19 protein-coding genes are annotated in these 23,670 nt (G+C 73.9%); 12 read left to right on the forward strand and 7 right to left on the reverse strand.

What is annotated here, in order from left to right:
* The first annotated feature begins 121 nt into the window (after nt 1–121).
* The 5 genes from OIE51_RS15770 to OIE51_RS15790 all read left to right on the forward strand — a co-directional run bounded on the left by OIE51_RS15770 (nt 122) and on the right by OIE51_RS15790 (nt 6,309).
* Nucleotides 122–1,039: a hypothetical protein gene (locus OIE51_RS15770; RefSeq protein ID WP_326598320.1), complete on the forward strand. Its 918-nt coding sequence runs from the start codon at nt 122–124 to the stop codon at nt 1,037–1,039.
* Complete coding sequence (locus OIE51_RS15775; protein WP_326598322.1) at nt 1,036–3,258, forward strand: hypothetical protein; 2,223 nt, start codon at nt 1,036–1,038, stop codon at nt 3,256–3,258. The genes OIE51_RS15770 and OIE51_RS15775 overlap by 4 nt, the downstream gene beginning before the upstream one ends.
* An 88-nt stretch (nt 3,259–3,346) precedes the next feature.
* A complete protein-coding gene (locus tag OIE51_RS15780) occupies nt 3,347–4,471 on the forward strand; it encodes a hypothetical protein (RefSeq protein ID WP_326598323.1) in 1,125 nt (374 codons plus the stop codon).
* Nucleotides 4,472–4,524: 53 nt separating this feature from the next.
* Complete coding sequence (locus tag OIE51_RS15785; protein ID WP_326598324.1) at nt 4,525–5,037, forward strand: Pycsar system effector family protein; 513 nt, start codon at nt 4,525–4,527, stop codon at nt 5,035–5,037.
* A 42-nt stretch (nt 5,038–5,079) separates the two neighbouring features.
* Nucleotides 5,080–6,309, forward strand: coding sequence for a M48 family metalloprotease (locus OIE51_RS15790; protein WP_326598325.1), 1,230 nt, complete (start codon nt 5,080–5,082; stop codon nt 6,307–6,309).
* A 37-nt stretch (nt 6,310–6,346) separates the two neighbouring features.
* Here the strand turns inward: OIE51_RS15790 and OIE51_RS15795 are convergent, their stop codons facing one another.
* Entirely contained in the window at nt 6,347–7,078 is a 732-nt protein-coding gene (locus OIE51_RS15795) for a TetR/AcrR family transcriptional regulator (RefSeq protein ID WP_326598326.1), read from the reverse strand.
* Between the two features lie 80 nt (nt 7,079–7,158).
* Between OIE51_RS15795 and OIE51_RS15800 the strand changes: the two genes are divergently transcribed.
* The gene (locus tag OIE51_RS15800; protein WP_326598327.1) at nt 7,159–8,388 is read left to right on the forward strand and encodes a glycosyltransferase; all 1,230 of its coding nucleotides are present in this window, start codon (nt 7,159–7,161) and stop codon (nt 8,386–8,388) included.
* 203 nt (nt 8,389–8,591) lie between these two features.
* Nucleotides 8,592–10,283: a GMC family oxidoreductase gene (locus OIE51_RS15805; protein WP_326598328.1), complete on the forward strand. Its 1,692-nt coding sequence runs from the start codon at nt 8,592–8,594 to the stop codon at nt 10,281–10,283.
* Nucleotides 10,284–10,638: 355 nt separating this feature from the next.
* Here the strand turns inward: OIE51_RS15805 and OIE51_RS15810 are convergent, their stop codons facing one another.
* Entirely contained in the window at nt 10,639–10,869 is a 231-nt protein-coding gene (locus OIE51_RS15810) for a hypothetical protein (RefSeq protein ID WP_326598329.1), read from the reverse strand.
* Between the two features lie 7 nt (nt 10,870–10,876).
* Here OIE51_RS15810 and OIE51_RS15815 point away from each other — a divergent pair, with 7 nt between their 5' ends.
* Both OIE51_RS15815 and OIE51_RS15820 read left to right on the forward strand, forming a co-directional pair.
* Complete coding sequence (locus OIE51_RS15815; protein ID WP_326598330.1) at nt 10,877–12,076, forward strand: lycopene cyclase family protein; 1,200 nt, start codon at nt 10,877–10,879, stop codon at nt 12,074–12,076.
* Nucleotides 12,077–12,120: 44 nt separating this feature from the next.
* On the forward strand, nt 12,121–13,626 hold the full coding sequence (locus tag OIE51_RS15820; protein ID WP_326600651.1) for an FAD-dependent oxidoreductase: 1,506 nt from the start codon (nt 12,121–12,123) through the stop codon (nt 13,624–13,626).
* Between the two features lie 215 nt (nt 13,627–13,841).
* Here the strand turns inward: OIE51_RS15820 and OIE51_RS15825 are convergent, their stop codons facing one another.
* From OIE51_RS15825 to OIE51_RS15840, 4 genes are all read right to left on the reverse strand, one after another.
* On the reverse strand, nt 13,842–14,810 hold the full coding sequence (locus OIE51_RS15825; protein ID WP_326598331.1) for a DUF5914 domain-containing protein: 969 nt from the start codon (nt 14,808–14,810) through the stop codon (nt 13,842–13,844).
* Nucleotides 14,807–15,934 (reverse strand): phytoene/squalene synthase family protein, encoded by a 1,128-nt coding sequence (locus OIE51_RS15830; RefSeq protein WP_326598332.1) that lies wholly within the window; start codon nt 15,932–15,934, stop codon nt 14,807–14,809. Before OIE51_RS15830 ends, OIE51_RS15825 begins: the two co-directional genes overlap by 4 nt.
* Nucleotides 15,931–17,454 (reverse strand): phytoene desaturase family protein, encoded by a 1,524-nt coding sequence (crtI, locus tag OIE51_RS15835; protein WP_326598333.1) that lies wholly within the window; start codon nt 17,452–17,454, stop codon nt 15,931–15,933. The genes OIE51_RS15830 and crtI overlap by 4 nt, the downstream gene beginning before the upstream one ends.
* A gap of 478 nt (nt 17,455–17,932) precedes the next feature.
* A complete protein-coding gene (locus tag OIE51_RS15840) occupies nt 17,933–18,640 on the reverse strand; it encodes a TetR/AcrR family transcriptional regulator (RefSeq protein ID WP_326598334.1) in 708 nt (235 codons plus the stop codon).
* A 143-nt stretch (nt 18,641–18,783) separates the two neighbouring features.
* On the opposite strand from OIE51_RS15840, the gene OIE51_RS15845 reads away from it, so the two are divergent.
* The 3 genes from OIE51_RS15845 to fabG all read left to right on the forward strand — a co-directional run bounded on the left by OIE51_RS15845 (nt 18,784) and on the right by fabG (nt 22,011).
* A complete protein-coding gene (locus OIE51_RS15845) occupies nt 18,784–19,932 on the forward strand; it encodes an acyl-CoA dehydrogenase family protein (protein WP_326598335.1) in 1,149 nt (382 codons plus the stop codon).
* Between the two features lie 47 nt (nt 19,933–19,979).
* Entirely contained in the window at nt 19,980–21,167 is a 1,188-nt protein-coding gene (locus tag OIE51_RS15850; RefSeq protein ID WP_326598336.1) for a thiolase family protein, read from the forward strand.
* 85 nt (nt 21,168–21,252) lie between these two features.
* On the forward strand, nt 21,253–22,011 hold the full coding sequence (gene fabG, locus OIE51_RS15855) for a 3-oxoacyl-ACP reductase FabG (RefSeq protein ID WP_326598337.1): 759 nt from the start codon (nt 21,253–21,255) through the stop codon (nt 22,009–22,011).
* On the opposite strand, the gene OIE51_RS15860 is transcribed toward fabG, so the two are convergent.
* Nucleotides 21,992–23,203 carry a helix-turn-helix domain-containing protein gene (locus tag OIE51_RS15860; protein ID WP_326598338.1) on the reverse strand — a complete coding sequence of 404 codons (1,212 nt, stop codon included), beginning with the start codon at nt 23,201–23,203 and terminating at the stop codon, nt 21,992–21,994. The two genes, fabG and OIE51_RS15860, sit on opposite strands and share 20 nt — an antisense overlap.
* Nucleotides 23,204–23,670: the final 467 nt, after the last annotated feature.

Below are 23,670 nucleotides of genomic sequence, written 5' to 3' on the forward strand. Positions count from 1 at the left end.
GCCTCCGGGTGCGGTTGTGCGTCATCGGTCACATTCCGTCTGTGCCCGTCGTCCTAGGCGGAAACCCGGCGGTGGACCAGGCTGCTCTCCCTGGAAGGCAGACACCGTACGAGGAGCCGCTGTGGCAAAAGCCATCGCCGAACCGTTGCATCAGACCATCCTGCTGGCCGACATCGAGGGGTCGGGGACCAGCGACGACGTCGTGCGGCGGGTCAGGCGCCACCACATGTACGAGGCCGTCCAGTACGCGCTCGAAGCCGCCGAGGTGCAGCGCACTGATCAGCGTCTGGAGGACCGCGGGGACGGCGTCATGACGCTGGTCAGTCCCTTGGTGCCGAAGTCCGCTCTGCTGCGCGCCCTGCTGACTGAGGTCCCGACCCAGCTGCACGGCTACAACCGGGTCGCGGCGGACAGCGCGCAGGTGCGGCTGCGGATGGTGCTGGCGGCGGGAGAGGTCGCGCCGCACGAGATTCCCGGCGTCCTCGGCGGTGTGTACGGCTGGGATCTCGACCAGGCGTTCCGGCTGCTGGACGGCGAGCCGCTGCGCCGGGCACTGCGTCACCGGCGGGCTGTCGGCAAGGACGGGCAGGACGTGGTGATCTGCGTCTCGGAAGCGGTATATCAGGGCGTGGTGCGGCACGATCACCGCGGCATCCGCCGGGACGCCTTCCACGAGGTGCGGGTGCCGGGGAAGGAAGGACCGGTCCGCGGCTGGCTGTACGGCGAGCCCGCCCCGGACGACGCGGCGGAGCCCGCCCCGGACGACGCGGCGGAGCCCGCCCCGGACGACGCGGCGGAGCCCGCCCCGGACGACGCGGCGGAGCCCGCCCCGGACGACGCGGCGGAGCCGGATCCGGGGGAGGTGGGGCCGAAGAAGAGCTGGGGTGGGCCAGCGCTGACGTTCCACAGCGGCGCACCCACGTTCGGCGGCGGCTTGGTGGCCGGGGACCAGCATGGCGTCTCCGGCGGCCGGGTGGCCGGCGATGTCGTGATGGGCGACAAGATCATCGGTGGCGGGAACGGCGGTGGCCGGTCATGACGGCGGAGGACGGGCAGGCGGCGGCGCCGGGTGAGGGAGCGTCGCCGGAAGGCCCCGACCCGGAGCAGGACCCTGCAACCGACCGGGAGTCGGGTACCGAGGACGGTGAACGCCCCGCAGAGGCGTGGGCCGCGGCACGCGAACTGCGCGACTACGCCCCCGCGTCCTTCGGCGGCGGCTTGGTGGCCGGGGACCAGCATGGCGTCTCCGGCGGCCGGGTGGCCGGCGATGTCGTGATGGGCGACAAGGTCTACGTCCGCGCGGTGGTCGGCGAGCAACTCCACGGCTCGGGGGAGGTCCTCGACGCGGACCTCGACCGCCTGGCGGGGGTCTTCCACGAGGACGGGACGTTCGACGAGGCCCTGGCCGAGTTGCGCGCGTCGCGCGTGGTGATTCTCCGCGGCGACCACGACTCCGGGCGTCGTGCGGCGGCCCTGATGCTGCTGCGACGCGCGGGGGCCGCCCGCGTCCGGGCGTTGGATCCCGACTCGGGTCCCGCGGCCCTGGTGAAGGAGGTGGCGGCGGCGGACGGTTACGTCGTCTGTGACCTGCCCACCAGCCGCAGCAACCCCCTGCGCCCGCACCACCTGCTGCGCTGCCAGGAGCGCCTGCGCAAACAGGACGCGTATCTCGTCGTCACGGTGGAGAGCTCCGCCGTCCTGTGGGACGTGGACGCCGTGCCCTGGCATCGGCCCGAGCCCGGCACGGTAGTGGCGGCCCATCTGCGCAGTCATCTGGGTGTGGCGGAACGGGACGGGGACGAGGTCATGCGACTGCTGGCCCTGCCGCAAGTCCGCGACTTCCTGACGGTCGGCGGCCGTCCCGTCGCCCACCTCGCCGACTTCGCCGTCGAAGTCGCCCGGTATCACCGCGGCGAGATCGGCGTGGAAGAGTTGGAGCGCTATGGGCACGAGACGCTGCAGGAGCAGGTCGGCAATTGGCTCAGCGCGCCCGCCGAGCGGATCACGCTTCGGGATAAAGCCTTTCTGCTGGCGCTGGCCGTCTGCGACGAAGGCCCCTACACCACCGCGGCCGAACTCGGCGACCGGCTCTGCCGGGGCATGCGGCGCGTCGAGTCCCCGGAACACGACCCCGGACTCACCATCTTCAGCACCTCTCTCACCCAGCGTATGGATCTGGCGCACGCCGACTCCTACACGGAGAGCGAACTGACGCCCTGGGGCCCTGTGCGCCAGACCATGTCCCGCTTCAGGGACCGGCGCACCGCGCAACTGCTGCTCCGCGAGGCGTGGACCGGGCACCCGGCGGTGCGCGCGCCGCTCACCGCCTGGCTGACCGGCCTCGCCAGGCACGGTGACCCGTTCGTCCGGACCCGCGCCGCGGCTACCGCGGCCACCCTGGCCGACCGGGACTTCTCCGCCGTGATGCACGGACTGGTGCGGGGCTGGGCGTCCAGCGGTGACTACCGGCTCTGCATCCAGGCGGCGAACGCCCTCACCCTGGCCGCGTACGCCGGAACGTCCGCGGTGCACCGGGTGCTGCGGGAGTGGGGTGCCGGTACCCATCCGCAGCGTCGCTGGACGGCCGTCCGCGCCTACGCGCTCATCGGACCCCTGGCGCCGGATGACACCTTGGACAGTTTGGAGGAGCTGGTCCGGAGGACCGCCCACTCGGAGGGCGCGGAGCGGTCGGCCGATGCCGGCGAGGAGACGGAGGAGAACGCCGCAGCCGGAGCCGGGCCGCGGGACGAGTTCGGCGGCCTGGTGGAAGCGGCCGAGCTCCTGCTCCTGTCCACGCCCGGCGCCTCCGTGCCGCACCGGTTCATGACGTGGTGCGACGACAACCACCCGGGTCTGCGGTCACTCCCCCGACTGGCCTTTCTCGCCGCCGCCGTACGGCGTGAGGAGCCCTCGGACGAGCCGACGAGCTGGCCGTTGCTGCTGCGCAGTCATGACGACGAGACCGTCGGCTCCCCGGTGCGTCACGCCCTCGCAGCGCTCTGGCGGCGAGTCCTGCGGGACCGGCATACCACCGAGACCGCACAGCAACGACTGCGGGCGTGGGTGCTGGTCGCCGCGCGCGACGAAGGGGCGGAGACCGCGCTGGCGGGACTACTCCCGCATCTCGCGGGGGCCGACTCTGACCGTGACCGTCTCGGCTACCTGCTGCGCACCATGCCCGGCGAGGACGGCGGGCCGCCGCCCCCTGTGGCAGTCCGGCTGCTCGACGTGCTGCGGGAGAGCGCCGCAGCGGCGTGAGCACGGACTCTTTCCGGCGTCACCCAGACACACGTCAACGACCTACCGCACTGCGGAAGAACTACTTCAACACGGCAAGGAGCCAGTTATGGCGGGGTACCGCTACGCGCCCCAATGGGATCAGCACGCCAGACGGAGCACGGACATCATCGACCCGGTGCTGGTGGTCCGGCCGCTCTCGCGCTTCGAGTTCGCCACGCGTCGGCCCGTGAGCGAGGTCGACCACGCGCTGGTGTTCACGAGCCCGCACGGCACGTTGGCGGTGTACGTCCCGCCACGCCGTCCTACTCGGGGCGAACTCACCGCCGGTCGCTTCCTCTCGGTCCACGAAGTCGACATGGGTCTCCACCACTTCCAGCGGACGTTTTCAGTCCCCTCCGAAAACGACGCGTTCGCGTTCACCGCGGAGCTGGACGTCTCCTGGCGTGTCACGGCCCCCGACCGCGTGGTGGCCGGCCAGGTACGCGACGTGCCCGCGCACGTCGTACCGCGGCTGGAGGAGCGGATGCGGGTGACGACCCGTCAGTTCGCCATCGAGGACAGCGCAGGGGCGGAGACCGCCGTGCGCGAGGACCTCGCCGGCGTCCAGGTCGCGGAGGAGCTGGGGCTGACCATCACGTGCGCCGTCCGGCTGGACCTGGACGAGGCGGCCCGTGGGCAGCAGGCCGCGCTGCGAGACATCGGCTACCAGGCGCAACTCGTCGCGCCGGAGACCGAGCTGGAGCGGCTCAGGGAAGTGCAGCAGCAGGAGCTCGAAGTGCTACGGCAGGCGCACCGGCATCAGAACGAGCGCGCCGAACTCACCCATGAGCAGCAGATGCTGGCCGAGAAGGCGCGGTTCTACGCGTGGCACCTGGAGCAGCGCGGCGTCGTCCCGTGGGCGCTGGAGGTCGCGCAGCGCCCCCAGGATCTGCCGAACATCCTGCAGATGCTGAGCGGCGAACAGGCGGCTCAGGTGGCCAGGAACCTGGACATGCTCGACCGCGTGGCGAACAGCGGGCATTTCGAGAGCTACCAACTGGAGGAGCCGGTACGGCGGACCCTGAGCTCCATCCGGGATCTCTTCGCCGGAGGGGGGAGCGTCGGTGGTGCCGCTCCGCCAGTGATGACTTCCCTGCCTCCCGGCACCGGCGGCTCGGACGAACCGCCCTCCTCACCGCTGGGCACTCCGGCGGCCGGGAGCCGGGTGGAGGAGGGCCCGGTGCCGGACTGATCACCACGGATCAGCGATCGGACCGAAAGACGCGAGCCGGGAGGGAGAACGGCATGACGGATTCAGTCACGGGAGGATTACCCGAGCCCCTCGCGGAGCGGCTGCTCGCCGAGATCCGTGTGGAGATCGCCCGGGCCGACGGTAAGGCGGCGGCGCTGGTAGGGGCGCTCGGCCTGACCAGCGGACTGCTCGGCGGAGCGGTGGCGACGAGCGGTTGGTCGCCGGGATTACTGGCCACGGCGGGACGGATCCTGTGGTGGGTCGGCGCCTTGGCCCTGACGGTGTCCCTGGCCGCCTTTCTGCTGACGGTGGCGCCGCGCTACGGACGACCCGAGTGGGTACCGGGCGCTCCCCTGACCTATTTCGGTGACGTCCGCCGCGCCGCGGAGCGCGGACAGCTTGCCACGGCCCTGGCCGCGACCGAGGAAGTCCCGCGGGCACGGCTCGTTCAAGCGCTCGACGTCACCAGCCGCATCGCGGCGATCAAGCTGCGCTGGGTGCGGATCGGCCTCGTGGCGTTCATCACGGGGGCGCTGCTTCTGTTCACGTCGCTGCTCATCGGATGACGTGAGCACCGGAACACCAATGGGGAAGCCCAGGAGAGAGCGATGAACCAGCAGCACGACGACACCACCGACCCCCAATATCCCGACGACCGGATGCCGCAGGAGCCTCCGGCCTATCCAGTGGGCGGTGAGGCGGCACCCCCTTATCCCGGCGAACAACCACTGGCGACCGGCGCCTCCGCCCCTGCGGCCCCCGTCTATCCGGTCGAGCAGCCGCCGACCGCCGTGGCCCCTCCTCGGCCGTCGGCTCTCCCCTTGCCCGCGGCGCCGATCGCTGTGCCGCCGCCGACCGCGCCTCCGGTCCCACGCGTCTTCGACCCGGCCCGCGACCTGGCGCTGCACGACGGTCGCCACTACATCGCCAGGAATCAGCGCGGCGCCGATGCCACCGCCGTCACACAACTGCTCACGCTCGTCCCACACTTCGTGTGCAGCCTGGTCATTGTCGGCGCGCTGGCTGTCGAACTCTTCGGCCATGTCCTGGGGTACTTGGTGGCTGCGGCCTGGGTGGCGTCCGGGGCTCTGGTGTTCCATCGCCCGACGGAGCGGCTGGTCGCCTTGCGCATGCTCCGACTCCGGCCCCCGACCGCTGAGGAGTTCGCCTATCTGGCACCCATCTGGGTGGAGATCAGCAAACGATCGCAGGTCGACCACACCGACTACGAGCTGTGGATCGAGGAGAGCGACGAGATCAACGCCGTCGCGGCGGCGGGCCACATCGTCGGCGTCACCCGGCACTCACTCACCCATCTGCCGCCTGGTCAGCTCGCCGGGGTGCTGGCGCATGAGCTGGGGCACCACACCGGAGGCCACTCCTGGGCCCGGCTGATGGGCGGGTGGTACGCGCTGCCGGTCCGGATGACGTGGGCCGCGCTGCGCGCGGCGACGCGGGTGGTCTTCCACATCTCCAAGCGGCTCTTCTGCCTGGGCGGGGCTTTCGTGATCCTGTTCATGGGCGTCGCGGGTGTGGCCGCAGTGGTGACCATGCCGTGGATCTTCGTGCCGATGCTGCTCAGTCCCTACCTGCTGGCGGCGCTGGACCGCTCCGCCGAACTGCGTGCCGACCGCAAGGCGGCCGAACTCGGGTTCGCTCCCACGCTGATCGAAGTGCTGCGGCGGAATGGGCTCGCCGAGCGCCCAGACGGCGAGCTGTCGGCGTGGACCGGCCCGGCCGGCAGTCGGTTGGGCACGATGGATCACATGCTGAGCAGCCATCCCGGCTCTGAGGTCCGGGTGCGTCGGCTGCTCGAGTACGTGCCGCCGCCGCGCTGACGGACTGGGTCTCTTTCCCCGGCAGGTGGGTGTGGGCTCAGCGGTGGGTCGTGGCGGTGATGCCGTCGAGGAGGTAGTCGAGGCCGGTCGCGAAGGCCGTGTCGCAGTCCTCGTCGTGCATGTAGCCGTGGGCCGCGAGGGTCGGGTAGCTGTTCCGGTGGGCCAGCAGGTGGGTGTGTGCCGCGTGGCGATCGGCGGGGGAGAGGTGGAAGCCGGCCTGGGTCGAGGCGGCGCCCATGACCTGGCTGCACAGGGTCCACGTCGCGGCGGCCAGGTCGTCGCCCGTCAGGCCCGCGCGGAGCAGGGTCGATTGCACGAACTCGACGCGGGCCAGCGTGTTCGGGCCCAGTAGCGGGCGGCCCAGCAGGGACACGGCCCACGGGTGGCGCAGCATCGCGGTGCGCCAGGCCAGGATCAGGGTGCGCAGGTCGGCTCGCCAGTCGTCGCCGCGCGGCGGGAGGGGCACCTCGCCGAACAGCGCGTCGAGGGTGAGGTCGAGCACGTCGTCCTTGGTGGCCACGTGCCAGTAGAGCGTCGTGGAGCCGGTGCCCAGGCGTTCGGCGAGGCGGCGCATGGTCAGCCGCTCGATGCCCTCCTCGTCGAGCAGCGCGACCGCCTCCTCGACGATGCGGGCGCGGGTGAGCGGGCGGTGCCCGCGGTGGGGTCTTCCCTCGCGGAGCCAGACGCTCCGCTGTCGGGAATCGGCCTCACGTTCGGTGCTGGGTCTATCGCTGCTTGTGATGCTGGTCTCATCCCCGGCGTGTCCCATGGCCCACGAGGCTAGCCTGCTCGGGAACCGGATCATCGATCCGGTCACTGGATCGTTGTTCCCAAGAGAGGGACGGTCTCATGCGCGTGGCCTTCTTCGCTCAGCCCGAGTACTCCCACCTGATGCCCGTCGTGGTCCCCGTGGCGGACGCCGCGCGGCGGGCCGGTCACGACACGGTCGTCGCCACCGGGGCGCACATGGTCCCGGCTGTGGAGCGCGTGGGGCTGCGCACCTTGACGCTGCCCAACGCCCGGAGCCTGGGCACGCTGTGGAACGATCCCGAGGCGGCCCGGCGTTACGGCCTCGACTTGGGCGGGCTGGCGAAGGTGGGCGTCGAGACCGTGAGGAGCGCGCCCGACTCCGTCGCCAGGACCTTCGCGGGTGGGCTGGCCCGATGCTTCGCCGAGGATCTGATCGAGGCGCTCGGGGAGTGGAAGCCGGACCTGGTCGTCTACGAGACCGTCGCCTTCGCCGCCTACTACGCGGCCGAGGTCCTCGGCCTGCCGCGCGCGGTGCTGGACATCTCGCCGCTGGTGCCGCCCGCCGGCGAGTCGCTGCTGAGGGAGCTGAACACCCAGCGCCGCGCCCTCGGTCTGCGCCCGACGGACGATCCCCTGCACCCGTTCCGGACGATGATCGCGGGGGTGGTGCCCGAGGCGTTCTATCCTCCCGGCCGGCGCCCGGCCGGTCTGCGCCACTACCGGCCCGCCGGCCCGCCCGCCGACCAGCGGCTCGATCCCGGTGTCGCGGGGCTGCCGGCCGACCGGCCGCTCGTCCTCGTCAGCATGGGGTCGTTCGCCCCGCGCCTGCTCGCCGAGCGCCCGGCGGCGCTGGAGATGATCGTGGCGGCCCTGGGCGAGCTGCCGGTGACGGCGGTCGTGGCGCTCGGCGAGGGGCGGACCGCGGACGACTGGCCCGGCCGGTGCCCGGACAATGTGTACCTGACGTCGTTCGTGCAGCAGCAGCTCCTGCTGCCCGCCTGCGATCTGTTCATCACGCACGGAGGATTCAGCGGCGTCAGGGAGGCGTTGCACGCGGGCGTGCCCATGGTGGTGCTGCCCCTGTTCGCAGAACAGCCGGAGAACGCCGCCCGCGTCGGCGAACTCGGCCTCGGCGTCACGCTTTCCGTCGAGGAGCTCAGCGCGGCTTCGGTCGCCGCCGCGTGCCGCCGGATTCTGGACGACCCCGCTTACCGATTCCGGGCCCGCGCCATGCAGCGCCGCTTTCTCGCGCTGCCGGGCTTCGACCAACTGGTCGCGGACCTGGCGGACCTGGCGGACCTGGCGGACCTGGCGGACCTGGTCGGCTGAGCCGGTCGCCCCGGTCGCCCCGGTCGCCCCGGTCCCCCGGGCGGTCGGGCACCGCCCTGACCTGCGGCTTGTCATCGCGGTGCGTGCCGTGTCGGGGGCGGTGCGCATCCGGGGCGCAAGTGGCCCCGGGGCTCTGCACTTTGACCGGCGCGCCGCGTAGCATCAGCGATCCTGGTTTCCGAGCCGTGAGGCGGGTCTGGGCGATGGCAGGCGTTGAGCCGGATTTCGATGTGATTGTGGTCGGTTCGGGTTTCGGCGGGAGTGTCGCCGCGCTCCGGCTGAGTGAAAAGGGGTACCGGGTCGGGGTGATCGAGGCGGGCCGGCGGTTCGCCGATGACGAGTTCGCCCGGACCTCGTGGAATCTGCGGCGGTATCTGTGGGCGCCCCGGCTCGGGTTCTTCGGCATTCAGCGGCTGCATCTGCTCAACAACGTCCTGGTGATGGCCGGGGCCGGGGTCGGCGGCGGGTCGCTGGTGTACGCCAATACGCTGTACCGGCCGCTGAAGCCGTTCTACGAGGACGGGCAGTGGGCCCACATCACCGACTGGGAGGCCGAGTTGGCCGCCCACTACGACCAGGCCGGCCGGATGCTCGGCGTCGTCACCCGGCCGGCGCGCACGCCGTCGGACGAGGTGATCCAGAAGGTGGCCGCCGACATGGGAGTGGCCCAGACCTTCCATCCCACCCCGCTCGGCATCTACTTCGGCAAGCCGGGTGAACGCGCCGCCGATCCCTACTTCGGCGGGGCCGGGCCCGAACGCACCGGGTGCACCGAGTGCGGCTCCTGCATGACCGGCTGCCGGGTGGGCGCCAAGAACACCCTGGTCAAGAACTATCTGTACCTCGCCGAACGCGCCGGGGCGACGGTGCTGCCGCTCACCACCGTGACCGATGTCCGGGAGCGGCCGGACGGGACGTTCACCGTCTCCACCCGGGCCACCGGCGGTGTGCTGCGGCGCGGACGCCGGGAGTTCACCGCGGGCAAGGTGGTGATCGCCGCCGGGACATGGGGGACGCAGACCCTGCTGCACAAGCTGCGCGACACCGGATCGCTGCCCCGGGTGTCGTCTCGGCTCGGTGAGTTCACCCGGACCAACTCCGAGGCGATCATCGGCGCCGCGCGCACGAAGGTCGATCCCGAGCGGGACTTCTCGCGCGGGGTGGCGATCACCTCCTCGTTCCACCCGGACCCGAACACCCATATCGAGCCGGTGCGTTACGGCAAGGGCAGCAATGCCATCAGCCTGCTCCAGACCCTCTCCTCCGACGGCGACCGGCGGATGCCGCGCCTGTTGCAGGTGCTGCTCCAGGCGCTGCGGCATCCGCTGAACACGGTGAAGGTGGCGCACGGGTACCGGTGGAGCGAGCGCACCGTGATCCTGCTGGTGATGCAGAGCCTGGACAACTCCATCACCACGTTCACCAAGCGGAGCATCCTCGGGCGGCGGAAGATGGCGTCCAAGCAGGGCCACGGCGAGCCGAACCCGTCGTTCATCCGGGCCGGTTACGAGGCCAACCAACGGGTGGCCGAGCACATCGGCGGGGTCGCGGGCGGCGCCTGGAGCGAGGTGTTCAACATCCCGCTCACCGCGCACTTCCTGGGCGGCGCGGCCATCGGCGCCAGCGCCGAGGAGGGCGTGATCGACCCGTACCACCGGGTGTTCGGGCATCCCGGGATCTCGGTGGTGGACGGCGCCGCCATCTCGGCCAACCTCGGGGTCAATCCGTCCCTGACCATCGCCGCGCAGGCCGAACGCGCCTGCTCCTTCTGGCCGAACAAGGGCGAGGCCGATCCGCGCCCGGCACAGCACGAGCCGTACCGGCGCCTGGACCCGATCCCGCCCCGCGACCCCGCCGTCCCCGCCCACGCCCCCGCCGCGCTGCGGCGTTCATGACGCGACCCCGGAGCGCCAAGCCGTCTCCAGGCTGGTTCGGTTGGCGTGGATCAGGGCGGTGAGGTCGGTGTCGTGGAGGAAGTCGGGCACATCGCCGGAGAAGATCTCGATCACGCACGGGCTTCGGTAGCCGGTAGCCGGTGGCGTGGACGGCGCGGAGCAGGGGGGCCGGTCGGGATCTGGCCGGTGCCGACGGTGCGGCGGTCCGTTCGCGACCGGGGGAGTGCGCCAGTCGCTCGCCGGGAGCAGGAACACCCGGTCCGGGGCGGCCTCCAGGACCAGGCTCGGCAGGCGCGGGGTGGGCAGCGGGTCGCGTCAGTCGTGGCGGTGTGGTCGGCCTGGTGAACACGGCCCGCTAGCTCAGCGGCACCCCGATCGGCGCCCAGGACAGCGGCGGCGTGGGCGACTGACCGGAGCCGGAGCCGGAGCCGGAGCCGGAGCCGGAGCCGGAGCCGGATCGGGAGCCGGACACGCCGGAGCCGCAGCCGGAGGGGCCGGAGCCGGCGCGTCCGTCCGGGTGGTTGTCGGGCGGGAGCGGCGGCGGGGGTGTCGTCCGCCGGGCCGGAGGGCCGTTGTGCGGGAGCATCGCGCCTGTGGGAAGTGGGCCGGTCACCGGTGACGCCGATGTCGTGATCGTCGGCGCGGGCGCCGCCGGGCTGTCGCTCGCGCACCGGCTGCCGGACACCGCGTCGGTGGTGCTCGTCGACGCCCCGGCCGGGCCGCTGCGCCCGGCGGAACGCACCTGGTGCTTCTGGGAGGAGGAGCGCGGCGAGTACGACGACGCCGTGGCCGCCTCCTGGGACCGCCTGCGCGTGCGCGGGACGGACGGCCGGGCGGTCGAGGGGCGGCCGGGGCCGCTGCGGTACAAGATGCTCCGCTCGACCGCGTTCGAGGCGTTGGTGACCGGATGGCTCGGCCGACGGCCGGGCTTCGGGCGGGTGGAGGCGGCGGTGCACTCGGTGCGCGACGCGCCGGGCGGCGGCGGCGCGGTGGTGCGCGGCGTCGCCGGGGACGGGCGGCGGATCGAGCTGCGGGCGCGCTGGGCGTTCGACTCCCGGCCGCCGCGTCGGCTGCCGCCCGCGCGGACCACCCTCTTCCAGCACTTCCGGGGCTGGTTCGTCCGGACCGAACGGGCCGCGTTCGACCCGGACATCGCCGACCTCATGGACTTCCGCACCCGCCAGCCGGGGCGCGGGCTGTCCTTCGGATACGTGCTGCCGTTCGGGCCGTGCGAAGCGCTGGTCGAATACACCGAGTTCGCGCCCGCGCTCCTCGATCATGACGGCTACGAGCGGGCGTTGCGGCACTTCACCCGGGATGTGCTCGGCCTGCGCGGGCCGCGGGTCACCGCCGTCGAGCAGGGCGTGATCCCCATGACCGACGCCGTCTTCCCGCGCCGCGCCGGGAAGTCCGTCTTCCGGATCGGCACGGCGGGCGGCGCGACACGTCCCGCGACGGGCTACACGTTCGCCGCCGTCCAGCGGCAGACCCGGACCATCGCCGCCGCCTACCGGCGCGGCCGGCCCCCGGTGCCGCCGCCCGCGCACCCCGCCAAGTCCCGTGCCATGGACGCGGTGTTGCTGCGCGCGCTGGCCACCGGGCGGATCGACGGCGCCGAGTTCTTCACCGGACTCTTCCGGGGCGTGCCGACTGAACGGCTGCTGCGTTTCCTCGACGGGCGCTCGACGTTGCGGGAGGACCTGGCGATCGGCCTGCGGACGCCCGTGCGGCCGATGCTGCGCACGGTGGCCGAACTGCCGGTGCTGAGCCGGAAGACGGGAGGCGGACGGTGACAAGTGGCGTGCGGCGGGGGCGGGATCGGCGGGCGTGGGTCGTGATGCCCGTGCCGGGGCGGGCGCGGGCCGGGGACGCGCCGCCCACCGTGGCCGTGGCCGGCGGCGGCATCGCCGGGCTGGCGGCGGCCACCGCGCTGGCCGAACGCGGCGTGCGGGTCACCGTGTTCGAGCGCGAGACCGCGCTCGGCGGGCGCCTCGCGGGCTGGGACATCCGGCTCGCCGACGGCTCCGCCGCCACCATGTCGCGGGGCTTCCACGCCTTCTTCCGCCAGTACTACAACCTGCGCGGTCTGCTGCGCCGCGCCGACCCCGGGCTGCGCGCGCTGACCGGCCTGCCCGACTACCCCCTTCAGCACAGCGGCGGCCTGCGTGACGGCTTCGCCCGCGTGCCGCGCACCCCGCCGTGGAGCGCGCTCGGCTTCGTCGCGCTCAGCCCCAGCTTCGGCTGGGCCGACCTGCTCCGGATGCGCCCGGCCGCCGCCCTGCCGCTGCTCGACGTCCGCGTGCCGCGCGTCTACCAACAGCTCGACGGGATCAGCGCGTTCGACTTCCTCGGCCGCATCCGTTTCCCCCCGGCGGCGCACCATCTGGCGTTCGAGGTCTTCTCCCGCAGCTTCTTCGCCGACCCGCGTGAACTCTCGGCGGCGGAGCTGGCGTTGATGTTCCATATCTACTTCCTCGGCAGCGCGGAAGGGCTGTTGTTCGACGTGCCGGACGAGCCGTTCCCGCGCGCCCTGTGGGACCCGCTGCGGCGTTACCTGGAGAGGCACCGGACCGTGGTGCGCACCGGGACCGCCGTCGAACGGGTCGCGCCCGCGCCGGGCGGCGGCGCGGACGTCACCGCCGACGGCGGCGGCACCGCGCGCTACGACGCGGTGGTGCTCGCGCTCGACGCGACCGGACTGCGCGACCTCGTGGCCCGTTCCCCCGCGCTCGGCGACAGCGCGTGGCGCGATCGGATCGCCCGGCTGCGCACCGCGCCGCCGTTCCTGGTCTCCCGGCTGTGGCTGGACCGGCCGGTGGCGGCGGGCCGGCCCGGGTTCCTCGGCACCAGCGGCTACGGCCCGCTGGACAACATCAGCGTCCTCGACGTCTGGGAGGGCGAGGCGGCGCGCTGGGCCGCGCGCACCGGCGGTTCGGTGGTGGAGCTGCACGCCTACGCCGTCGATGCCGGCGCGGACCGGAGCGCGGTGGAGCGGGACCTCGTCACCCAGGCCCGCCGCGTCTACCCGGAGCTGCGCGCGGCGCGGGTCGTGGACGAGCGGCACGAGTGGCGGGCGGACTGCCCGCTGTTCCCGGTGAACGGCTGGCCCGACCGCCCGCCCGTCCGCACCCCGCACCGGGAGGTGATGCTGGCGGGCGACCTGGTGCGTACGGACCTGCCGGTGGCGCTGATGGAACGGGCGGCGACGACCGGCTTCCTGGCGGCCAACGCCCTGCTCGCCCGGTGGGGCGTGCGCGGCCAGGCGCTGTGGACCGTCCCCGACCGGGGCCGCACGGCCGCCCTGCGCGCCCTCGCGCGGTCGGGGCGGTGGGGGCGCGGCTGAGTGGCCGCCCGCCCGCGGCGCCCGGCGCCGCGCTGCCCGCCCGAGGTGCCGGCACCGGACCGTGCGGCCGTGCCAGTGGTGCTGGGGGAACGGGCCGACGGCGGACCGCCGTGGCGCGCGGATTGCCTTGTGGTCCGGGCCGCGCCGTCGGGTTGTGGGGGTGACGGGGCGGGGGTGCGTGGCGCGTGCCGGGGGCCGTTCGGGGCGGTCGGGGGTCAGGCCGGGAAGCGGCCGGTTCGGCGGAGCAGCCAGCGGCGTTCGGCGTAGGTCAGGTCGTCCCGCCACAGGCGGGCCGCCGTGGCGCGCAACAGGGGGCGGATCAGGGGGGCGGCGGTGCGGGCCAGGGCGAAGCCGGGGCGGGGGGAGGTGGCGATGATCGCCTCCACCACGGCGGTGCGGCCGGGGGCGAGGGGCGTGGCGTGGGTCTCGACCACCGAACCGACGCCCTCGCCCCGGGTGATCCGCATGGTCACCGTGCGCGGCTCCGGCGCGGTGAAGACGGCGCGCACCGGGACCACCGCTCGCCCGGCCACCCGGAACGACACCTCCACCGAGAAACCGTCCTCGCCGTCCCCGGGCTCCGCGACCGACAGGTCCACGAACGTGTACGGGTGGAACCACGCGCCGTGCCACGGATCGAGCCGGTTCGCCAGCACGTCCTCCGGTTCGCAGGCCCCGATCCCGGTCCAGACCGCGTCCAGCGCCCCCGCCGGGCGCGGCCGGGGCGGGATCACCGGGCGGGGCAGCGGCTCCTCCCCGCCCACCGCGTCCAGCCTGACCCACGCGAGCACGCCGTCGTCGTGCGCCGGGAACGGCTCCCAGCCCGCGAACGGCGCGCCGTTCAGCGCCAGTCCGTGCCAGTGGCAGACCACCCGTCCGCACCGCACCCGGCTGTCCTTCAACGGCGCCCCGAGGTGCGGGCAGGCGCCGGGCCCGGCCAGCAGCCGCCCGCCCGCGTCCCGCCAGGCGACGACCTCGGTGTCGGCCACGGTGCGGCCGAAGGGCCGGTCCCGGCCGATCTCGCGGGCGGCGGCGAGCACGTACCAGTTGCCCGAGGGGCGGGCGGTGGCGCGCTTGAGGGCGGCGGCGATCAGGCCGGGGGCGGCGTCGCGCCAGGTGGGCCGCTGGTCCTCCCAGGCGACGGGACGGCGGCGCAGCCGCAGCGGACAACGGCCGGAGTTCACACGGTCTCCTTCTCCGGCACGGTCCCGTTCCCCTGCCCGCGCCCGTTCCCGCGCCCGTTCCCGCGCCCGTTCCCCTGCCCGCGCCCGCGCCAGGGCCCGCGCCAGGGCCCGTTCCTGTTCCCGTTTCCGTTTCCGTTCCCGTTTCCGTTCCCGGGCCCCGACACCGGGACGCGGCCGGCGGCGGCCCCGACGCGCGCCCGCAGCCGGGCCGCCGCGATCCGGCCGAGGCCGCCGAGCGCCACGGCCGCCCGCCGCCGCCGGGGCACCACGGCCCTGCGGTGCAGCACGGCGTAGCCGTCGTCGGCGATGGCGTCGAGGATCCCGGCGTAGAGGGTGAACGCGGTCGCGACGCATGGCCGGGACACGGGATCGAGCATGCCGATGCCGGGCGCCGCCTCCCGGTACACACCGCGCGTCAGCTCGGCCGCCGCGACCAGGGCGGCGGTGATCCGCCGGTCGCGCGCCCCGGTGTCCCGGCTCCAGCGCAGCAGCGCCCGGTCCGCGCCGTGCGCCGCGAGGAGGTCGGCCGGCAGGTAGATCCGGCCCCGGTCCAGGTCCTCGCCGACATCGCGCAGGAAGTTGGTGAGCTGGAACGCCACGCCGAGCGCCGCCGCGTGCGGCGCGGCCCGTTCGGGCGGGACGACCGTGCCGAGCACCGGCAGCATCTGGAGCCCGATCACCGCCGCCGAGCCGTGCATGTAACGCCGCAGGTCCGCGTAGGTCGGGTAGTCGGTGACCACCAGGTCGTCGCGCATCGACGTCAGGAAGTCGGCGAAGTGGGCGTGGTCGACGCGGTACCGCGCGGCGGTGTGCGCCAGTGCCTGGACCACCGGGTCCGCCGTGTCCGCGCCGCGCAGGCCGGCCGCGAGCCGGGCCTGGAGGCCGTCCAGCGCCCTCGCCCGTTCCTCCGGCGTGGCGCCGCTGTCCAGGTCGTCCACCACGTCGTCGGCCCAGCGGGCGAAGCCGTACAGCGCGTGCACGGCCGGGCGCCGCGCGGCGGGCAGCAGGCGGGTGGCGAGGAAGTACGTCTTGCCGTGCCGCGCGTTGAGCCGCCGGCAGTGCCGGTAGGCGGCGCGGAGGTCGGGGTCGGTGATGCCCGCCGCGTCCAGCTCGCGCGCGGTCACGACGCGGCCTCCGCCAGGACGGTCCGGCGCCGGACGGTGGCCGGGCCGGTGATCCGGGCGGCGGCGAGCTTGCCGGAGAGCAGCACGGTCGGCACGCCGACGCCGGGCGTGGTCCCGCAGCCCGCCAGCACCGCGTTCGCCACGCCCCGCACCAGGTTGCGCGGCCGGAACGGGCCGGTCTGGGCGAAGGTGTGCGCGGCGGAGAACGGGGTGCCCGCCGCGTGCCCCCACGCCGTCCAGTCGGCGGGCGTGACCAGGCACTCGGCCTCGATCGCGGCGCCCAGACCGGCCAGCCCCCGGCGTTCCAGCTCGGTCAGCAGACTGTCGCGGTACCGGGGCCCCAGCGTCCGCCAGTCGCGTGCGCTCGGCCCGATGTCGGTGTTGGGGCAGGGAGCGAGCACGTAGTGCAGATGCCGGCCCGGCGGCGCGAGCGCCGGATCGTGCGTCGTCGGGCGGGTGATGAGCAGCGACGGATCGCTCATCAGACGGCCGGTGCGCGTCAGCTCCTCGAACGTGCCGCGCCACGCGCGGCCGAACGAGAGCGTGTGGTGGCCCAGCTCCGGCCAGGTGCGGTCGGTCCCGGCGTGCAGGACCACGGCGGACGGCGCGTGCCGCAGCGCCAGGGGGCGGCGCGGACGGCGGCCGAGCAGCCGGTAGGCCACCGGCAGGTCGGGGGTCAGCACGACGGCGTCGCAGGGGACGCGCAGGCCCCGGTCGGTCCGTACGGCGGTGACGCGGTCGGCGGACCGTTCCAGCCCGGTCACCTCGTGCCCCCAGTGGAACGCGGCGCCCGCGTCGGCGGCGGCGCCGGCCAGCGCGCGGGGCAGCGCGTGCATGCCGCCGCGCGGGAACCAGACCCCGGCGACCGTGTCCATGTACGCGATGACGGCGTACGCGGCGAGGGCGCGGGCGGGGGGCACGCCCGCGTAGAGGGCCTGGAAGGTGAAGACGCGCCGCAGCCGTTCGTCGGACAGGAACCGGCCGATCCCGGCGTCGAGCCGGCCGAACCCGCCGAGCGCGGCGAGCCGGGCGAGGTCGGGGTGGAGGAGCTGGAGCGGGGAGTCGAAGTTGGCGTCGATGAACCGCCGGCGTTGGGCCCGGTGGAGGTCGGTGAGCCACCGCCGCAGCCGCCGGTACCCGGCCGCCTCGCGCGGCCCGGCGAACCGGCGCACCTCGGCCTCCATCGCCTCGGCGTCGGTGTGCACGTCGAGGCCGCCGCCATCGGCGAACCGGGCGCGGTAGGCGGGGTGCAACGGCACGAGGTCGAGGCGATCGGCCGGCGACTCGCCCACGGCGGCGAGCGCCTCCTCGATCAGCTCGGGCATGGTGAGGACCGTGGGGCCGGTGTCCATGCGGTACCCGGCCCGGTCGAGGCGCCCGGCGCGCCCGCCGGGCAGGCCGGCCCGTTCCACGATGGTCACCCGGCGGCCCGCGCCCAGCAGGTGCAGGGCCGCCGCCAGGCCCGACAGCCCGGCGCCGACCACCACGACGTGGTCGGTGGGCCCGCTCACCCGCCTCACCGGGGAACGCCTCGGTCCGTGCGGGGGTTCGGGTCGTCGCTTCGCATCGCGTTTCCTCTCGTCGCGTCCGCCGGCGCGTGGTCCCCCGGCGTTCGGTCCGGGCGCCTTCGGTTGGTGCTTTTCCCCGGCCCGGGCGGAAGCGGACGGGCGGACGCGCGAAGGCGCTCGAACGGGCGCGGGCCGAACGGCCGCGGCGGCACCCCGGGAAGGCGGCCGGAGCCGCGGGCGCGACCGTCCGTCCGGGCCGAACGCCGTTACGGGAGGCTCGCGTTGGGACGGCCTGGCGGTGCGCGCCGCCGGCGGCGGGGCGTGCCGCCCACCGGGTACGCGGCCGACGGCCCCGCACCCGAGGTCGCGGGGGTCGGGCGGGGGCCCGCCCGGACAGGCCGGGGGCGCCCGCGCCGTTGTCAGGCTCTCCCCGTGTCGCGGTGGACGACGACGCCCCCGCGGCCTCGTGGGAGGGCGGATCGGCGCCCGCTCAGCCGGTCGCGGGCTCGGGCTCGGTGTCGGGGTCGGTGTCCTCGGCGGGAGCGGGGGCGGGGGCGGGGGCGGACGAGGTGCGTCGCACGCGGGCGTAGCGGATCTCCAGACCGTCGAGGAGGGCTTCGAGGCCCGTCTCGAACGCGCCCTCGTCGATCTCCTGCTGGTGTTCCGCCAGCAGGTGCGCCTGGCCGAGGTGCGGGTACTCGCCGCTGTAGACGCTCGCGTCGGCCGGGAAGCCGGAGGCGAAGGAGCCGAGGGCCGAGCCGGTGACGAAGTACCGCATCAGCGCGCCGATCCGGGTGGCGTGCGGGCGGGGCCAGCCGCCCTCCACCAGGCCGCCGAAGACCGCGTCGGCCAGCCGCAGCGCGCCCGGCCGGCGGCCGGGGCCGCGGGCCAGGACCGGCACCAGGTTGGGGTGGGCGGCGAGCGCGGCGCGGTAGGAGCGGGCCCAGTCGCGGAGCGCGGTCCGCCAGTCGAGGCGGCCGAACATCGAGATGTCGACCTGCGCGAGGACCGTGTCCGCGACCGCGTCGACCAGCTCGTCCATGGTCCGGAAGTGGTTGTAGAGCGACGGCCCGCTCACCCCGAGGTCGGCGGCCAGGCGCCGGGTGGACAGGGCCGCCAGGCCCTCGGTGTCCGCGATCCGCAGCGCCGCCTCGACGATGCGATCACGGCTGAGCAGCGGGCGGCGCGGCCGGCCCATGACGCACCTCCGGGGCGGGCGAACGGGATTCCTGGGAGGCTACACGCTTCCCCTCGGCCGGGCGGGCCGTGTATCGTCCTGTAAAACTTGCACTGCTAATTAAAAGCTGCTGAAAGCTTCTGGATGCCTACGGAGTGCCCGCCATGAACCTGGAGCTCGATGAGGAGCAGGTGGCCGTCCGGCGGCTGGCCGCCGAGTTCACCGACCGGGAGATCGTGCCCCACGCGACCGAGTGGGACCGCGCCGAGTCCGTCGACCGCGCGATCGTCGGCAAGCTGGGGGCGCTGGGCTTCCTCGGGCTGACCATCCCCGAGGAGGACGGCGGCTCCGGCGGTGACCACCTTGGCTACTGCCTGGTCCTGGAGGAGCTGGGCCGGGGCGACTCGGCGGTGCGCGGCATCGTCTCCGTCTCGCTCGGCCTGGTGGCCAAGTCGATCAGCTCCTACGGGAACGAGAAGCAGAAGCGTGAGTGGCTGCCCCGGCTCTGCTCGGGCGAGGCCATCGGCTGCTTCGGTCTCACCGAGCCGGGCACCGGCTCCGACGCCGGGAACCTCGCGACCCGCGCGGTCCGGGCCGGCGCCGACTGGCTGCTGACCGGCTCCAAGATGTTCATCACCAACGGCACCTGGGCCGATGTCGTCCTCGTCTTCGCCCGCACCGGTGGCCCCGGCGCCAAGGGCGTGACCGCGTTCCTGGTGCCCACCTCCACCCCCGGCCTGGAGCGCCGCACCGTGCACGGCAAGCTCGGCCTGCGCGGCCAGCCCACCGCCGAGCTGACGTTCGACAACGTGCGGGTGCCCGACACCGCCCGGCTCGGCGGCGAGGGCCAGGGCTTCAAGGTCGCCATGGCCGCCCTCGCCAAGGGCCGTATGTCGGTCGCCATCGGCTGCGTCGGTATCGCGCGCGCCAGCCTGGAGGCGGCCGTGACGTACGCGGGCCAGCGCGAGCAGTTCGGCAAGAAGATCGCCTCCCATCAGCTGGTGCAGGACCTGCTGGCCGACATCCGCGTCGAGACGGACGCCGCGCGGCTGTTGACCTGGCGGGTGGCCGATCTCATCGACCGCGGGCAGCCGTTCGCCACGGAGTCGTCCATCGCCAAGCTCTACGCGAGCGAGGCGGCGGTGCGCGCCGCGAGCAACGCCCTTCAGGTGTTCGGCGGTTACGGCTACATCGACGAGTACCCGGTCAGCAAGTACCTGCGCGACGCCCGCGTGATGACCCTGTACGAGGGCACCAGCCAGATCCAGAAGCTCATCATCGGGCGGGACTTGACAGGCGTCAGCGCCTTCTAGGCCACGGCCTCGGCAACGGCCACGTCAACGCAACGGAGACCGACACCATGCGCACCGTTCACTTCGTCGCCGCCCGCCGCACGCCCATCGGGCGGCTGCGCGGCGCCCTGTCCACCGTCCGGCCCGACGACCTCGCCGCCGGGGTCGTGCGCGGCCTCCTCGCCGACGTGCCCGCGCTCGACCCCGCCCGGATCGACGACGTCTACTGGGGCGCCGCCAACCAGGCCGGCGAGGACAACCGCAACGTCGCCCGGATGGCCGTGCTCCTCGCCGGGCTGCCCGAGTCCGTCCCCGGCGCCACGGTCAACCGGCTGTGCGCCTCGGGCCTGGAGGCCATCACCTCCGGCGCCCGCGCCATCGCCTCCGGCGAGGCCGACATCGTGCTGGCCGGCGGCTCGGAGTCGATGAGCCGCGCGCCGTTCGTACTGCCCCGCCCCGACGAGGCGCTGCCGCGCGCCATGACGACGGCCGACACCCGGCTCGGCTGGCGCCTGACCAATCCGCTGATGCGTGAGTTGCACGGGGTGCTGGCGATGGGCGAGACCGCCGAGGAGGTCGCCCGGCGGTACGGGGTCAGCCGCGAGGACCAGGACGCCTTCGCGCTGCGCAGCCACCGGCGGGCCGCCGAGGCCCGGAAGAACGGCCTGTTCGCCGCCGAGATCCTGCCGGTCACCCGGCCGGACGGCGTCGTGGTCGACCAGGACGAGGGCATCCGCGAGGACACCACCGCCGAGCGCCTCGCCGCCCTCAAGCCCGTCTTCCGCGACGGCGGTAGCGTCACCGCGGGCAACTCCTCGCCGATGAACGACGGCGCCGCCGGCCTGCTGCTGATGAGCGACGAGGCCGTGCGCGACCTGGACCTCACGCCGCTCGGCCGGTACGCGGCGGGCGCGAGCGCGGGCGTGCACCCCGACGTGATGGGCATCGGCCCGGTCCCCGCCACCCGCCGGGTGCTGGGCCGCCTCGGCCGGAGCGTCGACGGCGTCGAGGAGGCGGAGGTCAACGAGGCGTTCGCCGCCCAGGCCCTCGCGTCCGTGCGGGAGCTGGGCCTTGACCCGGAGCTGGTCAACGCCGACGGCGGGGCCATCGCGCTGGGCCACCCGCTGGGCGGCTCCGGCGCCCGCATCCTCACCACGCTGCTGCACCGCATGGTCCGGACCGGCGCGCGGCGCGGCCTGGCCACCATGTGCGTCGGCGTCGGCCAGGGCAGCGCCGTGCTGGTCGACCGCGACTGACGCTCCCCCGACAGAAGGCTTCCAGAAGACGTCAGAAGACCTCAGAAGACGTCAGAAGACGTCAGAGGACCGACAAGGAGATTCCGTGAGCAGGTTCACCGACAGGATCGCTGTCGTCACCGGCGCCGCGCAGGGCATCGGCGCCGCCACCGCCCGGCGGCTGGCCGACGAGGGCGCCGAGGTCGCCGTGGTCGACCTCACCGCCGAGCGCGGCGCGGCGACGGTCGAGGCCATCACCGAGGCGGGCGGCAAGGCCCGCGCCTACGGCTGCGACGTCGCGGACGAGGCGGACGTGCACGGCGTGTTCGACGCGATCACCGAGGACTTCGGCGGCCTGCACATCCTCGTGAACAACGCGGGCATCACCCGGGACAACCTCTTCTTCAAGATGCCCAGGTCCGACTGGGACGCGGTCCTGACGGTCAACCTCACCAGCGCCTTCAACTGCGCCCAGGCCGCGCAGTCCCGCATGGTCGAGCAGCGCTACGGCAAGATCGTCTCCCTCAGCAGCCGTTCGGCCCTCGGCAACCGGGGCCAGGCCAACTACGCGGCGGCCAAGGCCGGAATCCAGGGCCTGACCGCCACCCTCGCCATCGAGCTCGGCCCGTACGGCATCAACGTCAACGCCGTCGCACCCGGTTACATCGCGACCTCCATGACGGCCGCCACCGCCGCCCGCGTCGGCGCCTCCGCCGAGGATCACCAGCGGCTCGTCGCCGAGCGCACCCCGCTGCGCCGGGTCGGGCAGCCCGAGGAGATCGCCTCCGTGGTCGCCTTCCTCGCCAGCGACGACGCCTCCTACGTCAGCGGCCAGACCCTCTACGTCAACGGCGGGGCTCGATGACCTCCAGCGCCCTGGTGCGCAGCGCCAGCATCGCCTGGAAGCGGAACGCCGGGTCGGTCAGCCGCGTCCCGAAGAGGTCTTCGAGCTGCCGGATGCGGTAGCGGGCGGTCTGCGGGTGGATGTGCAGCGCCTCGGCCACCTCGGGGGCGGTCCGCCGCCACGACATCAGCAGCGCGTCGAGTGTCTCCGACAGCCGGGCGGCCTTCCCCGGGGTGAGGCGCTGCAGGGGCAGCAGCGCGCGGTCGGCGACCAGATGCCCGACGGGCGCGCCGTTCAGCAGGTGGACGTCCACGAGGTGGTCGGTGGCGTCGACCACGCCCTGCGGGCCGCGCGAGGAGCGGCGCAGCAGCGTCAGCGTTAGCCGGGCACAGTGCAGCGAGATCGACGCCCGCTCGGGCGGCACGGTCGGGCCGAGCACGGCCGGGGTGCCGTCCCCGAGGAGCTGCCGCAGCCGGTTCGCCCGCCCGCCGGCGTCGGGGTCGGGCGCGATCAGGTGCAGCACGTTGCCGCGCCGCAGCACCAGGATCTCCTCGTCCAGACCGGCCGGGGCCTCGGTCAGCCCCGGCAGCACCACGCAGGCGACGCGCTCGGGCCAGACCCACTTGGCGCGGGCCGCGAGCAGCTCGACGGGCTCGGCCGAGTTCGCGGGCCCCGGCTCCAGCAGTCGTTCCGCCAGCAGCCGCCGGGCGCGCGGCATGTCCCCGACCGTCTTGGCCATCGCCGACGAGTAGCCCTTGACTGCCTCTTCCGACAGGGTGCTGATGTGCGCGAGGACCGCGTCGTTGAGGGTGAAGAGGACTTCCTCGGGGAAGGAGGCCGCGCGGGCGACCGCCACGTACTGGCGGGCGGCCACCCGGGCGCCCACCCGGTAGGCGGCCTGCAGCAGGTCCGTGCTGCGCCCGTTGAGGAATTCCAGGCGGCCCAGCCGCTGGAAGAAGTCCGCGTGGTGCCCCTGGGGGCTGTCCGGGTTCTCGATCAGTTCGACGAACTGCTCCAGCGCGCGGCGCACGGTGGCCACGAGGTCGCGTCCCATGGCCGAGTTGAGAGGCTGTCTGTAGGTGTCCACCTCGCCGCGGATCGAGCTGATGATCTCGGCCTCGATGGCGGCGAGGCGCGGGCGCAGCAGCGCGGCGAGCGCGGGCGGCAGATCCCGCCAGGGATTCTGGGTGATCACGGCTTCGGTCCGTGGCATCGCGGCCCTTCCAGACGACGGACGTGAGGAAACCAGCCACTCCCGTGGGCAGTCGGTGGTCGGTGGTCGGTGAGCGCCGCAGCGACGCGAACCAGCGCTGCGAGTTACCCAACGGTAACGGGGGGATCAAGGGCCGGGAAGGGCCGTGATAAGAGACGCTGAGCCGGGTGAGTCCTCTGTGCTAGGGAAGGCTCATGGTCTTGAGTGGCGGCGCGCGGATATTGCTATCGGGTTGACAGGTTTTCCGCCCGCGCCTGCCCGGAGCCGGTCCGGGTCGTACAGGATCCGCTCTGGTCGGCCGTGGCCGGACGGCCGCGCCGAAGGGCCCGGGTGGCCGTCCGTCCCTCCCTAATGGACGGCCACCCGAACCCCGGCTCGCCGACGGCGAGGGCCGCCGCGAGGGCGGCGCGTCTGGCTGCGGGCATGGGGGACCCTTCCTCTGCTGTGGATTCGGTGGGGGGACGCGG

The sequence above is a fragment of the Streptomyces sp. NBC_01803 genome (assembly GCF_035917415.1).
GTDB lineage: Bacteria > Actinomycetota > Actinomycetes > Streptomycetales > Streptomycetaceae > Streptomyces.